Below are 13,580 nucleotides of genomic sequence, written 5' to 3' on the forward strand. Positions count from 1 at the left end.
TGCAATCATAATACCAGAGAGTATACGAAACCGGACATATCACGTAAACGCGAATAGAGAAAAACAACGATAAAGCAGGTGAACAAGCTTGAGATGGATGTCAGTCCTTGGTCTATTGTTTATGCTCCTGCAAGGGGATGAACCGGAAAACAACAATTTAATGATAACGCAAGAAGGCAAAGTCATGGCAAGCGTGAGCCGGAGCGACCATGCGCTTGATGTTTTCCCGCTGCTGGATATGGATAAATACAATCAATGGGTTGATGCGCTTGATCGGAAAACCTATCTGGATGCCAAGAATGCCCGGATTGGCAGCAGTGGTCAAATCATTCCCGGGCAGAATGGTCATAGACTGAATCGACGCAAACTGCTGGAGGCATATTATTCCTATTGGTACGGCACTGGGGGAGCTACCGTCGAAGCGCCGAGGTATCCGATTTATCCGAAGGTGGATACGGAGCTTCTGGCCTCCCTTCGGGTGAAACCGATAGGTTACTATGTCACCTATTTTAATTCCAACAACAAAAATCGTTCCCATAATATAGGGTTAGCCGCTCAGGCGATTGACAGTGCAGTCGTGTTTCCCGGAGAAAGCTTCTCGTTTAATCAGGTGGTTGGTATGAGAACGGTCGATAGAGGGTACAAACGAGCTGGCGTTATTGTCAGAGGCGAATTATCGGAGGGAGTGGGGGGAGGGATCTGTCAGGTCTCTTCCACACTGTATAATGCTATTGACCGTGCAGGCTTGCGGATTGTAAAGCGATACTCTCACAGCCGGAGCGTACCTTATGTGCTGCCGGGGCGCGATGCTACGGTGAGCTGGGGAGGACCGGATTTTGTTTTTGAGAACGCCTATAATCAGCCCATCCTCATCCGCGCATTCGGTAATGGGGGAAGAATGACCGTTGCCATCTACTCTTCTGAACTCATTGAATATAAGCCGCGTAATGTACCGAGCATGTCCAACGTGCTGCCGGAGGAGACGAGTGACACCAAGCATAATCCGGTTAACAGTGATTAATCCAAGGCTTGGAGCATGGATGCAGCAGGTCGCGGGCGCGCCGACTTATACCATTGCATACACAGCCAAAACACTAGAATGAGATCAATCGCGTCGCCACCGTAATACATCAGCATTCCGCCGAGCTTGGCCTGTTCCGAAGAGACGCCGTCTGGCGGATGGGCATAAATGTATTTGGACAGTATCCCATGCCCGGCAATGGCGATCATCAGGATGATCGCACGAGTCTGAAAGCTGTGACGGTGCGGAGCCACATCCGCGTAGATCAAAGAAACCGTAAATAAATACCCTGCTGCAAAAACATGAAAATGCACAACGATATGCAGCAAAGGGCTATGATGCATGGCCATGAATAAGCCGGTTGTGTACAAGACCCATAGTCCACCGATATTCAGCAAGGTCGCTGCTGCCGGATGAACAATGATTTGGGCCGGTTTGCTTTTCAGCATACGAGTGATCCGTCTGGCGAGAGGAACTGGAGTAGACCTGAGGAGCAGCGTCATCGGTGCGGAGAATGCAATTAACAGCGGCCCCAGCATACCGAGCAGCAGATGTCCGAGCATATGGATCATAAAGTTCGTAGGGGCGAGTCGTGCTAGCGGACCAACCAGCGACAAACCAATGCAAAGCATTCCAGCAACCCAGCAAACATAACGATAGAGCGGCCAATTTCGGTAGTTTCGATTGGAGACCGCAGCCGTAACCAAATATAGGAGAATGAGAAGCGCGAAGATTAAACCACCCATGATCCATTCCCATGAGGTCCATGAAGCAGAACCTCGAGACATTCCAGCCTCATGAAGCGTATGGTTACCCATCATGAGATCAGGCCTCCCTGGATAGAGTACGGTTTTGAGTTCGCACGATGAAAATTATACCAACTAGGATCATTCCCGCAGCAATCACGTTCCAGACCCAATCGTAGGGACGGATATCGACGTTATAACGAATCTGGTGCAGCCGCATCCGCTTATGCTGAATGATACCATCATACAGCTGGAAGGCGTCGCCTCCAAGCAGGATACCTCCAATCCACCGTTTCAACCAGAACATGCCAATGCAGTAATTGGTGAAACACAACCTCATCGATAAAAGCGACCAGACCTAATCCGAATAAGATACCTGACCATAAGTTACGCGCGGAGTATCTTATGCGCTGAGATTGATTTTCTTTGGTTTTAGCAGACTTCATTCAGCTCAGCTTCTTTCATTTGATGAAAATTTTGAGGTGCATCGTTCTAAACGGCTTCTACAAATTAATTTTACCCATTTTTACCATATCAATAACCCTAGTCATGGAGCTTGGACTAGGGATCGATTATTCCTTATTTAGGATTTAGGATCGCGCGTTATTGGAGGAATGGACTTAACGGAGAAACGCCTTGCACACAGTGATGTGGATTGGATAAAAAGGGTGGAATTAACTATTATTCACTCCGGCATATGAACTAAAAGATAAAGTCAATATAAGATCGGTTTACATAATATTTAATATGTAACTTATTGCTTCATGTATTACGAGGGAACAATGGATAACCAGAATTTAGGGTTATGATTATATCGGGGATAAACGAACGATTAATAGCCATATTCGAAATTTGCGCACGAAATTAGGTTCCAGCGCTGCTCATACCGTGACCGTTTGTTCGTTTGGGATATAAGTTTGAGGAGCGCGCTTGAGGAAGCGTTTGAGGAAGCTGGGCAACGTTTATTAGACCTTTTTAGTTAACCACAGCTTGGTATGAACGATGGGTGCTTATTCACTTCAAATGTTACGCTGGAGGCGGGGAAGTGGGAGCCTCGTTATAAGCATTTGTGGGATTTGTCTGTCTCCGATACAACATAATCAAAAGGCGAATTCCTAACGGGATTCGCCTTTTTCATGGTAACAGCTATTCATAATATTAAGTCTCAGGTACGAAGTGAAATCGGAATTTCCTTCACACCGCGGACAATCATACCCGGTCTCCATTCAAGCTCATCGATGTCCCGTTGCAGCTCAAAATGGGGGTAGCGACGGAGCAGCGTGTTGATTGCGATTTCACCCTCCAGCCTGGCGAGGGGGGCTCCCAGGCAGAGATGAATCCCTTTGCCAAAGGCTAAATGCTGGCTCTTCTCCCGGGTAATATCAAAGATATCCGGGTCTGCGAATTGTGAGGCATCCCGATTTGCGGAGTTCAAAGCGATGACAACCAAGTCGCCTTTCTTCATATGAACACCATGAAAATCCATATCCACCGCCGCCCAACGGGAGGTGCTGAATTCAACGGGTCCGTTGTAGCGAAGCATTTCCTCAATCGCGCCATGAATGAGTTCGGGTTGTTCCTGCAGAAGCTTGCGCTGTTCCGGATGCTCCAATAACGCAAGCACGCCATTACCGATCAGGTTCACCGTCGTTTCATGACCGGCTATGATCATCAGGGTGACGACGCCATATAACTCCTGTTCGGATAAGCGATCACCCTGATTCTCGGCAATGACCAGCTGACTGATCATATCATCGCCCGGCTGTTCGCGAACCTTGGCGAACCAATCCTTCAAATAAGCGATAAATTCATTCATATGCTGAACTACTTGCTCGTTCATTTCCTGGTTGGAAGCGCCGATGATGGAGTTGGACCATATCCGGAACTTGTCTTGGTCCTCCGTGGGCACGCCAAGGATTTCACTTATCACGATAATAGGAAGTTTGAACGCATACTCATCAATGAGATTTATGGTGTCTTTGGAGGAGACAGCATCTAGCAGGTTGTCCGCGATCTCTTGAATATGGCCCCGCATATCCGCAATTCGCTGTGGCGTAAAGCCCTTTTGGACCAATCCGCGAAGCCGTTTGTGATCCGGCGGATCGGAGAACAGCATGTTAGTGCTGAACACGCTCGTCTGTTCCTGCCCCATTGCTTTAACGACGTCTTTACTAAATCGGCTATCCTTGAGCGCTTCAACAGCTTCCTCGTAATTGCTGATCAACCAACCGAAACGACCATCTGGAAATTGTAGATTTAGTATGGGATCGCTTTGCCTCAATTTCTCGTATACAGAATAAGGGTTATGGGTGAATTCTTTGGTAAACAACGCATTTTTCAGAGATTCGTTCACATTCATCGGTATGGTCTCCTCTCGAAAATGATAGTTTCCTATCCAGTATAAAGGATAGCGAAAAGAACAACCAATTTACGGTTGAATGGGCGACAGACTCCAGTTCCTTCAATCCATTCATTGTTCAAGTGGAGCAGAGCGTGTTGCCAATGAACAGATCATGTGATTCCCGCATGGTCTGTTTAGTTTGCTGGATGGCATGCCTGTCGAGGAATCATGGAGTTCTCTTGCCCAGGCCTTTTTGCAAATTGCCAATCGCTTTGTATAAATCGTCATTTGCTTAAGATGAAATCAACATGCCGTTGTATGTTTTGAGAATATCGCAACAACGGGTCCTCCATTAATCTGGGTTAGACACAAACATTCGATATTTTGGAGGGCAAGGTCAATGAGAAGAAGAACGTTATCCACGAGTTTGATCATCTTGTTATTAGGCACGATGCTCATGGCTTGTTCGTCCGGAGGCGGCAAAACGGGCGAAACAAATCAGGGAGAGGGAGCTGCGGGTACGAACCCTGGCGGTACAACCGAATCGGAGGCAACAACTTATCCGATCCAAACGGATAAGAAGCTTACGTATTGGGGCGAGATTAACGGCAATCTGATCGGAGTCAAAAATTCGCACAGCGAAATTCCGTTTTTTCAAAAATGGCAGGAGAAAACCGGGGTTCCGCTGGAATTCACCGCTCCGCCTACGGGTCAGGTCAGGGAATCCCTGAACGTCATGCTCGCATCCGGGGATTTGCCGGACATGATCGAGTACAACTTCATTGGAGACTTTCCGGGAGGCCCGGAAAAAGCCATTAATGACGGGTACATCCTCAAGCTGAACGATCTGATCGACCAATATGCGCCAAACCTGAAAAAGTACCTGGAGGAGAATCCGGATATCGACAAAATGGTCAAAACCGACAGCGGCAGCTATTATGTATTCCCGTTCATCCGCGGGGATGAGTACCTTCGCGTCTTCCAGGGACCGATCATCCGCAAGGATTGGCTTGACGAACTGGAACTTCCGGTTCCAGAAACGATTGATGAGTGGACGACAACCTTACGGGCGTTCAAAGAGAAGAAAGGGGCAGCCGCTCCGTTCTCGGTGGTGAGCAAGCCAAGATTTTTCAATGATTCCGGGAATGGTGCCTTTATCGGGGCGTTCGGCGTGAATCGCGGATTTTACCAGGAAGACGGGCAGATCAAATTCGGCCCGGCCGAAGCCAGTTTCAAAGAGTATTTGAAGTTGTTCCAGGCTTGGTATAAGGAAGGTCTTATTGACAAAAACATCGCAACAGCCGATACCAAAGCCGTTGACGGAAACATGGCGTCCGGCGCTACCGGGGCTACCGTCGGGAACGCAGGGGGAGGCATCGGGAAGTGGCAGCCGCTGGTGGAGGCGAACGATCCGGATGCCGTTCTGGTAGCAGCCCCGTATCCGGTCTTGAAGAAGGGCGACGTTCCGAAATTCGGGCAGCGCAACCAAGGTTACGCCTCGGAGGGGACGGTCGCTATCACGACCGCGGCGAAGGATCCGGAGCTTGCCGTTCGCATGCTGGATTACGGCTACAGTGAGGAAGGGCACATGTTCTTCAACTTCGGGGAAGAGGGCGTCAGCTACAGCCTGGAAGGCGACTATCCGAAATTCACGGATCTGTTAATGAAGAACCCGGATAAACTGGCTCCGGCGCAGGCGATATCGCTGTATGCCCGCAGCAGCTATAACGGACCGTTCGTTCAGGACAAGCGTTACGCGGAGCAGTTCTTTGCCTTGCAAACCCAGCGGGACGCGATTGAAGTGTGGAAGAATACGGATGCAGCCAAATACAGCCTGCCGCCGATTACGCCGACGCCGGAAGAGAGTTCCGAGTACGCAACGATTATGAACGACATCAACACGCTCGTGGACGAGATGACCATCAAGATCATTCTCGGCAACGAATCGGCGGATGAATTCGAAGGCTATGTAGCTAAAATGAAGTCGCTGAATCTGGATCGTGCAATCGAGATTCAGACCGCCGCGCTGGAGCGTTACAACAACCGGTAAACAATACAAGGGGAGGCTGCTCCAGCCCTCCCCATTTGAAACGAGGTGAAACCCTACATCATGAACGATCGTCAGTCCTTCAAGAGCCGGTTCATCCGGGACTTCATGATGAACAAGTATTTGTACATCATGATGATTCCTGTCATCGGCTATTACCTTATTTTCCATTACGGTCCGATGTACGGCGCAATCATTGCCTTCAAAGACTATTCTCCGATGAAAGGCATTCTGGAAAGCGATTGGGTCGGACTCAAACACTTCGAGGAATTCTTCAACAGCTATTATTTTCTGCGCGTCTTAAAGAACACCATTCTCATCAGCCTGTATACGCTGATCTTCGAATTCCCGGCACCGATCATTCTGGCGCTGTTGATCAATGAAGTACGCAAGCGCAAATTCAAACGGGTCGTCCAGACGATAACCTACATGCCTTATTTCATATCACTGGTCGTGATCTGCGGCATTATTACGGACTTCACCAACGCCGACGGATTAATCAACCGGCTGTTCATGATGCTGGGATACGACGGTCAAGCCATGCTGCAAAAGCCGGAGCTGTTCAGGCCCATTTACGTCCTGTCCGAAATATGGCAGCGTATCGGTTGGGAATCCATTATCTATATCGCCGCGTTGATGAGCATCGATTTGGAGCAGTATGAGGCTGCTCGCATGGATGGAGCGAGCCGCATCAAGCAGATGTTTTACATCACGCTTCCGGGTCTCCTGCCCGTCATTACCATCATGTTCATTCTTCGGATGGGCAATATGCTGAATGTCGGATTCGAGAAAATCATTCTCCTCTATAATCCGGTCACGTATGAAACAGCTGATGTCATCTCTTCCTTCGTGTACCGCAAGGGATTGCTGGAATTCGGATGGAGTTACAGTTCCGCGGTCGGTTTGTTCAACTCGGTTATCAATCTGGTGCTCCTGATTTCGGCGAATTACATCAGCCGCAGGGTTAGTCAAAACAGCTTATGGTGAGGTGGTATTTTTGAAGAAGGAAAGCGGTTGGTTCGATCGGATATTTAATGTCATTAATTATACATTTCTGATTTTGCTTGTCATCGCAACGTTGTATCCGCTGCTCTACGTTTTGTTTGCGTCATTCAGCGACTCGTCACAGCTGTTGGCCAACAAAGGGCTATTATGGAAACCGGTAGGCTTCAGCCTGGATGCTTACAAGAGCGTCCTTGCGAATCCTGGCATCGGTATCGGCTTTCGGAACACGTTGTTCATCGTTGTGTTCGGCGTGTTCGTCAACCTCTTCATGACGGCGCTTGGAGCTTATGTGCTGTCCCGCAAAAACGTGATGTGGAACAAAGTGTTCATGTTCTTTATCGTATTCACGATGTTTTTCGGCGGCGGGCTGATTCCGTTGTATTTAATCGTAAAAGGAGTCGGCCTCCTGGATTCCTTGTGGTCAACGATACTGCCGTTCGCCATCAGCACATTCAATCTGATCATCATGAGAACGTCCTTCATGGGCATCCCGGACAGCTTGGAGGAGTCGGCCAAAATTGACGGAGCCAATCATTTCACGATTCTGTTCCGGATCATCATTCCGTTATCCATGCCTGTCATAGCCGTGATGATTCTGTATTATGCGGTGGATAAGTGGAACGGCTGGTTCTACGCGTCGGTGTTTATCAAGAGCCGCGAGTTGTTTCCGCTTCAATTGGTGCTGCGCGAAATCCTGATCGCCAATTCCACGGAGAGCATGTCGGCAGGCGCATCGGCGGGGGATCGGTTCCAAATCGGGGAAACCATTAAATATGCAACCATTATGGTGGCTACGATACCGATCCTGTGCATTTACCCGTTCTTACAGCGATATTTCGTTAAAGGCGTCATGGTTGGATCATTGAAAGGTTAATCCCGTGAATCGTTTAAATCGCATAAAGGGTAAGGAGGTCTAGCGTAAATGAGTAGGGTAATTGAGAATAGGCAGGAAGTTTGGAACCAGATCAAGAGCAAAACGGATCGAATGCTGGAGGGGATCGGGAACAAATCTCCGCACGTAGCCGGCGCGAACGGCATCTATGACGACATGAGGCTCGATTGGTGGACTTCAGGCTTTTGGCCGGGAATTCTATGGATCATATACGATATGACCGGTGATGAGAGATACAAAAATGCAGCTTGGGATTGGGATGAACGCCTTTCGAAACGCTTCCTTGAGGATCATTACTTTGACCATGACGTAGGATTTCAGTTTCTGCCAACAGCGGTCATTAAAAATAAATTGACGGGTGACGCAGACGCAGCGAGGCGTGCCTTGTTCGCGGCGAACTACCTGACGGGCCGTTTCAACCTCAAAGGTAGCTTCATCCGCGCCTGGAATGGAGATAAATACGGCTGGTCGATCATCGATACCATGATGAACCTGTCCTTGCTGTTCTGGGCATCGGAGGAGAGCGGCGATCCCCGGTTCGCTCATATCGCAAGAGCTCATGCGGACATGGTGATGAAACAATTCATAAGAGAAGACGGATCCGTCCATCATATCATCCGCTTTGACCCGGTGAGCGGTGAACGGGCAGAAGCCATGGGAGGACAAGGAGCGGCGCCGGATTCCGCTTGGAGTCGGGGTGCGGCATGGGCGCTATACGGTTTAACGAATATGTATAGATATACGGGAGACTCGGCATATCTGGGAACTGCGGAGCGCGTGGCCAATTTCTTCATTGCCAGCCTGCCCGACAATCATGTGCCTCCTTGGGATTTCCGTGCGGAGCAAGAAGGAGAAGAGGGCATTCCACGGGACAGTTCGGCCGGTGCAATCGCCGCATCGGGACTGCTTGAACTCGCGGACGTGCTGCATGAAGCGGAAGGCGGACGACTGTACGGGATTGCTGCAAGACGCATCTTATCGTCGCTGCACGAACATTACGGAACCTGGAACGACTCGAAACATGAAGGCATTCTAATCGAAGGCACCGGCCATAAACCGGCAGGGCAAAACGTGAACGTGTCCCTCATTTACGGCGACTATTTTTACGTGGAAGCTGTTGCCAAATTAAACGGCTGGCAGCGTCGAATATTCTAATAACGAATGGCGTCGGGATAGATTGATCCCTGCCGCTTAAGCATAGGAAGCCCGATAGGCGTTCGTCGTCTATCCGGGCTATTTGTGCTGTGGCTGTGGCGCATCGGATTGTCGGATCGTCTTTTTGTCAATCGAATTGAACTTTTTATCTATATGCCAAAGCGGGCTCTTGCCGTATAATAAACTCCTGATCTACACATAGACAAACTACGAGGATATGGGTGATGAGCTGTTGCTGAACATTCAATATTTATGGCAGAAACGGGAAAGCATTATCGTGACCTGGCTCGTATCGTACAGTGCCGTTCTGTTTGTCCCGATTTTGATCAGTCTGGTCATTTACGCACAGGCAAACGATACGCTGAAGAGTGAAATTCATCGGGCCAACGATTCCTTGCTGAAGCAGATGCGATACACCATCGATACGCAGATCGATCTCATGAAGCGGCTTAATATGGAGATGACGTGGAGCCCGACACTTCAAACGCTGATGTATTCCAATCAACCGGCTAAGGAAGCACCCTATACCGCATACCAATTGGTCAAGGAATTCCGCTTATATAAAACATCTTACGCATCCATCGACGAATTCTATGTGGTGTGGAAAAAAGACAACTCTGTTCTACGTTCTGGAAATATCCGGGATATGAAAACGGCTTTCCATACGATACATAATACGGGAGTGCTAGCTTATGACGCATGGAGGGAACGGATCCTCGGCGCGGGTACAAATCAATTCATGCTTCTGCCACATCTGAATGCGGCTCCGGCTGAATCTTCCATCGCTTACGTTACTCAGCTGCCGCACGATCTGAATGGACAGGAGACCGGCACGGTCGTGGTTATGGCGGATACCGGCAGGTTTCAGGAAGCGATTGAGAGCATATCGGGTTTTAGCGGCGGGACGCTGATGATCCTGAATCAGCACAACGAGATTCTGATGAGCAATCGGCCCGGATCGGAGGAGCTGAAACCCTTCATGGATGGAAGCCGGGTTCTGTTGGACCAATCAAAGGCCGGCGAATCGGAGCTGTTCTACATGGATTCCACGGTGTCGGATTTGAAGTATGCCTTAATCATCCCCAGCGGATTGTACTGGGAAAAAGCCGTCTATGTCCGAAATTTCACCTATATCAGCATAATGGTAAGCTTAATCGGCGCCGGCGTGCTGACCTGGTTCTTCATGCGTCGGAATTACTCACCGATCCAGCAGCTCGTGGAATCGTTGAAGGACAAGGGCACGCAGAGCGTGCCCGCTGAACGCAACGAGCTTCGGTTTATTCAGAAGGTCATCATGAACACGAGATCGGAGAATAACGAAATTGCCCAGCAACTGCAGAAACATCAGCATGTGCTCCGGTCCAATATGATCAACCGGCTGTTAAAAGGAAAGCAGGACACGCTGGTTCCTTACGAAGAAGCCTTCCGATCCTTTCAAATGCCGCTCCACTCCAGCGAATTCGCCGTCATTCTGTTCGTGATCGAGAATGAGGAGAATCTGTATGCGAAGCTGCCGGGCATTGATATCAATGAAAGAAACAAATTGATCTACCTCATCATCTCCAACGTGGTGGAGGAGCTATCCCTTCAGCAGAACCATGCCGGGTATGTAGCCGAAGTAGATGATATGATGGTCTGCCTCGTGAATTTGAAAGCGGATTCTTCCGACAGGCACCACGATTTGCATACCATTGCGGCGGAAGCCCAGCGTTTCTTGGACCGGTATGACATGGAATTGACGGTCTCTATCAGCGGACTACATTCGTCATGGATCGGCATCGCAGAGGCCTATCAGGAAGCCGTTGATGCCATGGAATATAAAATGGTGCTCGGCAAGAAAGGCATCATTACCTATGAAGACATCCGAAGCGATGCATTGGAAGAAGATTCGTTCGGGTACGATTATCCGCTTCAGGTGGAGCAGCAGTTGATTAACTTCATTAAGGCCGGTGACATCGGCCAGGCTAGTGCCTTCATGCAAGAGATCACGAAGCGAAATTTCGATAAGCCGGTGATGTCGCTCACGTTGGCAAGATGTCTAATATTTAATCTCGTCGGCACGATGATCAAGGCCATGAATGAGCTAGGCGACAGCGAGAACAGCACTTTGGCCAACTATTCGCAGCGGATTGACGACATCCTAGCGTGTGACACCATTCAGGAAATGCAGACAGCCTTGCAGGCTTTGCTTGAGGAAGTTTGCGCTTACGCCGCCGAGAAGCGCGTAAACAACGTATCCCAAGAGCGGGAGGACGCCATCCGCCATCTCGTCGCGCAGGTTACGTCATACATTGCGTGCAATTATGATGATGCGAATTTGAACGTCAACGCGATCGGCGAGCATTTTGAACTGAAGGGCAGTTATTTGTCCAAGCTCTTCAAGAATCAAACAGGCGAAGGCCTGCTCGACTGCATTCATAAATATCGGATCCAACAAGCCAAAGAAATGATCCGGCACAAGCAGGAATCGATCAACGAAATATCCCGCTTGGTCGGTTATAACGATGCGGCGACTTTTATTCGGGTATTCAAGAAATACGAGGGCATTACGCCCGGCAAATACAAAGAAATCCATTGATGAAGGGAGAAGGGATGCGTATGAAGTTGCAGAGAGAATGCTCACGGATGGCATTGATGATTGTATTCATTGCGCTCACCTGCCTGTTGACGGCATGCGAACAGTCGGGGACGGATTCGGCCGTTAAGACCAGTGACCGATCTGCCCCTTCTAAACAGCAAGCGCCCTACACTCCTGATATGAATGAACAGTTGACATTAACGTACTGGGCAGAGCTGAACGGCAATGCCGCAAGCATCAAGTCCAGCTTCAACGAAGTGCCTTTCTTTCAGGAGTGGCAGCATAGAACCGGAATCAAGCTTCATTTCATCCAGCCGCCAACCAACCAAGCGAAAGAAGCGATCAACGTCCTGCTTACTTCCGGAGAGCTGCCGGACATGATTGAATACGAATGGATCAACTATCCGGGCGGGCCGGAGAAAGCGATCAATGACGGCTATATTTTGCGGCTGAACGACATTATCGATCAATACGCGCCCCATCTGAAGCAGTACCTGAACGAACATCCGGATATCGACATGCAGATCCGGACGGCCAACGGGAGTTATTACGCTTTTCCGTTCATTCAAGGAGACGACAAGTTGCGTACCTACCAAGGCCCGATCATCCGTAAGGATTGGCTGGACGAGCTTGGACTAAAAGTGCCAACGACGATCGACGAATGGCATACGGTCTTGGCCGCTTTCAAGGAACGGAAGGGTGCTGAAGCACCGCTGACCTTCCTGGGCGTACCGAATCCGCTGTTCGGCATCGAAGGCGGCGGCTTTATTGGAGCTTACGGCATCAAGAAAGGGTTTTACCAGGAGGATGGCATGATTAAATTCGGAGCCCAAGAACCGGAATATAAGGAATTTCTAACGTTGTTCCGCGATTGGTATGCGGAAGGCCTCATCGATAAAAATCTGGCTGCGGTCGATTCCGAAACGCAGGATATGAGCATGATCATCGGCCGCAGCGGTGCAAGCATATGGAATGCAGGCGCAGGCATCGGCACCTGGCTGCCTATTCTGCAAGGAAACGATCCATCGGCGGAGCTCGTTGCGGCGCCTTATCCTGTCCTGAATAAAGGTGATCGACCGAAATTCGGCCAGCTCGCCCCAGCCATAGGCGCAAGCGGCGGAGTCGCAATCTCCAGCAACAGCCAGCACGTCGAGGAGGCGGCTCGCATGCTGGATTATGGTTATGGGCCGGAGGGTCATTTGCTGTTTAATTTCGGAATCGAGGGAGTCAGTTATGTGATGAAGGACGGCTATCCCGCGTATACCGACACCATCTTGAAGAATCCCGATAAGTTGGCGCCTGCCCAAGCTCTCGCGATGTATACGAGAGCCAGCTACTTCGGTCCGTTTGTGCAAGATACGCGTTACATGGAACAGTACTATAATTTGCCGGAGCAAAAGGAGGCGGTTCGATTATGGTCCAGCACAGATGCGGCGCTGCATAGCTTGCCAACACTGCCCAAAACCGAGAAGGAAAACACGGAGATGTCGGTCATCATGCAGGAAGTGAACAAGGTTGTCGATGAGATGTCGCTGAAGATTATTTTTGGCACGGAACCGGTCGAATCCTTTGATATGTTCGTGGAACAGATGAAGTCGCTCCAAATCGATCGCGCCATACAGATCCAGCAGCAGGCTTTAGATCGCTATAATCAGGCCGTTTCTGCCAGGTAAAGCCCGTCAGTGGAGGAAATGGGCATCGAAATGTAGTTTTTGATCATAGGACCCGATTCGTTCATGCCCTACAATCAATGGTGAAATGCCGACATGGCTTTGCCGTGAATCTTGCTGAGCAG

Annotated in this window: 9 protein-coding genes and 2 pseudogenes; 8 read left to right on the forward strand and 3 right to left on the reverse strand. The window is 49.6% G+C overall.

What is annotated here, in order from left to right:
• Positions 1-97 precede the first annotated feature (97 nt).
• Positions 98-1,021 carry a VanW family protein gene (locus ABEW73_RS28915; protein WP_430171782.1) on the forward strand — a complete coding sequence of 308 codons (924 nt, stop codon included), beginning with the start codon at positions 98-100 and terminating at the stop codon, positions 1,019-1,021.
• On the opposite strand, the gene ABEW73_RS28920 is transcribed toward ABEW73_RS28915, so the two are convergent.
• Together ABEW73_RS28920 and ABEW73_RS28925 are read right to left on the reverse strand one after the other, a co-directional pair.
• Positions 1,018-1,842, reverse strand: coding sequence for a cytochrome c oxidase assembly protein (locus ABEW73_RS28920; protein WP_430171702.1), 825 nt, complete (start codon positions 1,840-1,842; stop codon positions 1,018-1,020). The two genes, ABEW73_RS28915 and ABEW73_RS28920, sit on opposite strands and share 4 nt — an antisense overlap.
• A 4-nt stretch (positions 1,843-1,846) precedes the next feature.
• Positions 1,847-2,213: pseudogene (locus ABEW73_RS28925) on the reverse strand (DUF2243 domain-containing protein).
• A gap of 322 nt (positions 2,214-2,535) precedes the next feature.
• On the opposite strand from ABEW73_RS28925, the pseudogene ABEW73_RS28930 reads away from it, so the two are divergent.
• Positions 2,536-2,701, forward strand: a pseudogene (locus ABEW73_RS28930) (winged helix-turn-helix domain-containing protein); the annotation flags it as partial.
• A 231-nt stretch (positions 2,702-2,932) separates the two neighbouring features.
• On the opposite strand, the gene ABEW73_RS28935 reads toward ABEW73_RS28930, so the two are convergent.
• Positions 2,933-4,126 carry a cytochrome P450 family protein gene (locus tag ABEW73_RS28935; protein WP_430171700.1) on the reverse strand — a complete coding sequence of 398 codons (1,194 nt, stop codon included), beginning with the start codon at positions 4,124-4,126 and terminating at the stop codon, positions 2,933-2,935.
• A 382-nt stretch (positions 4,127-4,508) separates the two neighbouring features.
• Here ABEW73_RS28935 and ABEW73_RS28940 point away from each other — a divergent pair, with 382 nt between their 5' ends.
• From ABEW73_RS28940 to ABEW73_RS28965, 6 genes are all read left to right on the forward strand, one after another.
• Positions 4,509-6,158, forward strand: a complete 1,650-nt coding sequence (locus tag ABEW73_RS28940; protein ID WP_430171699.1) for an extracellular solute-binding protein — start codon at positions 4,509-4,511, stop codon at positions 6,156-6,158.
• 60 nt (positions 6,159-6,218) lie between these two features.
• Positions 6,219-7,142 carry an ABC transporter permease gene (locus tag ABEW73_RS28945; protein ID WP_430171697.1) on the forward strand — a complete coding sequence of 308 codons (924 nt, stop codon included), beginning with the start codon at positions 6,219-6,221 and terminating at the stop codon, positions 7,140-7,142.
• 10 nt (positions 7,143-7,152) lie between these two features.
• Positions 7,153-8,034: a carbohydrate ABC transporter permease gene (locus ABEW73_RS28950; protein ID WP_430171696.1), complete on the forward strand. Its 882-nt coding sequence runs from the start codon at positions 7,153-7,155 to the stop codon at positions 8,032-8,034.
• A gap of 48 nt (positions 8,035-8,082) precedes the next feature.
• Complete coding sequence (locus ABEW73_RS28955) at positions 8,083-9,207, forward strand: glycoside hydrolase family 88 protein (RefSeq protein WP_430171695.1); 1,125 nt, start codon at positions 8,083-8,085, stop codon at positions 9,205-9,207.
• A gap of 217 nt (positions 9,208-9,424) precedes the next feature.
• Positions 9,425-11,785, forward strand: coding sequence for a helix-turn-helix domain-containing protein (locus tag ABEW73_RS28960; protein WP_430206409.1), 2,361 nt, complete (start codon positions 9,425-9,427; stop codon positions 11,783-11,785).
• A gap of 20 nt (positions 11,786-11,805) precedes the next feature.
• The gene (locus tag ABEW73_RS28965; RefSeq protein ID WP_430171692.1) at positions 11,806-13,458 is read left to right on the forward strand and encodes an extracellular solute-binding protein; all 1,653 of its coding nucleotides are present in this window, start codon (positions 11,806-11,808) and stop codon (positions 13,456-13,458) included.
• The last annotated feature ends 122 nt before the right edge of the window (positions 13,459-13,580 follow it).

Source organism: Paenibacillus lautus, assembly GCF_050482385.1.
GTDB lineage: Bacteria > Bacillota > Bacilli > Paenibacillales > Paenibacillaceae > Paenibacillus_AQ > Paenibacillus_AQ lautus_B.

Coding starts and splice junctions, on each gene's coding strand:
- ABEW73_RS28915 (WP_430171782.1), top strand. CDS start 98: ATGTCAGTCCTTGGTCTATTGTTTATGCTCCTGCAAGGGGATGAACCG.
- ABEW73_RS28920 (WP_430171702.1), bottom strand. CDS start 1,842: ATGATGGGTAACCATACGCTTCATGAGGCTGGAATGTCTCGAGGTTCT.
- ABEW73_RS28935 (WP_430171700.1), bottom strand. CDS start 4,126: ATGAATGTGAACGAATCTCTGAAAAATGCGTTGTTTACCAAAGAATTC.
- ABEW73_RS28940 (WP_430171699.1), top strand. CDS start 4,509: ATGAGAAGAAGAACGTTATCCACGAGTTTGATCATCTTGTTATTAGGC.
- ABEW73_RS28945 (WP_430171697.1), top strand. CDS start 6,219: ATGAACGATCGTCAGTCCTTCAAGAGCCGGTTCATCCGGGACTTCATG.
- ABEW73_RS28955 (WP_430171695.1), top strand. CDS start 8,083: ATGAGTAGGGTAATTGAGAATAGGCAGGAAGTTTGGAACCAGATCAAG.
- ABEW73_RS28960 (WP_430206409.1), top strand. CDS start 9,425: ATGGGTGATGAGCTGTTGCTGAACATTCAATATTTATGGCAGAAACGG.
- ABEW73_RS28965 (WP_430171692.1), top strand. CDS start 11,806: ATGAAGTTGCAGAGAGAATGCTCACGGATGGCATTGATGATTGTATTC.